Origin of the sequence: Vibrio sp. 1727, from assembly GCF_033344415.1 — a bacterium.
Lineage (GTDB): Bacteria > Pseudomonadota > Gammaproteobacteria > Enterobacterales > Vibrionaceae > Vibrio > Vibrio alginolyticus.
Genome location: NZ_JAWPOT010000373.1, coordinates 1 through 640 on the forward strand (window position 1 = coordinate 1; position 640 = coordinate 640).

Here is a 640-nt window from a genome sequence, read left to right on the forward strand (position 1 = left end):
CCAAGTAAGCAATTTTATTAGTAATTACGCGCGTTTTACCTGAGCCTGCGCCGGCAAGCACTAGGCATGGACCAGACACGTATTTTACGGCTTCATCTTGTCTAGGGTTCAGCTTCATACAAATTCTCTGCGGGTGACAAATGTGGCGCCTATGATAAAGGGGTGGCTCTTTGAATGCTACGGTGATTTTCTCGTAAATTTTACCCCGATTGGTGCAACATTCTGTTGCATAGTAGACCAGACTTTAAGCTATAATGAATGAACGTTCATTCACTGGTAGTAGGATTATGACGGACAACCCTGCTGTAGATAAACGCGATCAAATACTTGCCGCTGCGGAGCAGTTAATTGCAGAGTCTGGCTTTCAAGGGCTTTCTATGCAAAAGCTGGCCAACGAAGCAGGTGTCGCCGCCGGGACGATTTATCGCTATTTCTCAGACAAAGAACATCTATTGGAAGAAGTACGTCTTAACGTAGCCAAACGCATTGCCTCTGCAGTGCAAGCGGGTGTTAATGACGACATGCCATTGAAGGAACGCTATCGAACCATGTGGCTCAACATCTGGAATTTGGCGGGTTCCAACTTAAACGCCATCAGTAATCGAGTTCAATATGATTCGTTACCTTGCACGACAAGAAA

The 640-nt window shown here is 45.6% G+C and carries 2 protein-coding genes; one reads left to right on the plus strand and one right to left on the minus strand.

The features are described 5' to 3' along the window. Nucleotides 1-118: UvrD-helicase domain-containing protein (locus tag R8O10_RS25815; protein ID WP_318192040.1), on the minus strand; the 118-nt coding region annotated here is incomplete at its 3' end. A gap of 169 nt (nt 119-287) precedes the next feature. Here R8O10_RS25815 and R8O10_RS25820 point away from each other — a divergent pair. Then, nucleotides 288-640: helix-turn-helix domain-containing protein (locus R8O10_RS25820; RefSeq protein WP_318192039.1), on the plus strand; the 353-nt coding region annotated here is incomplete at its 3' end.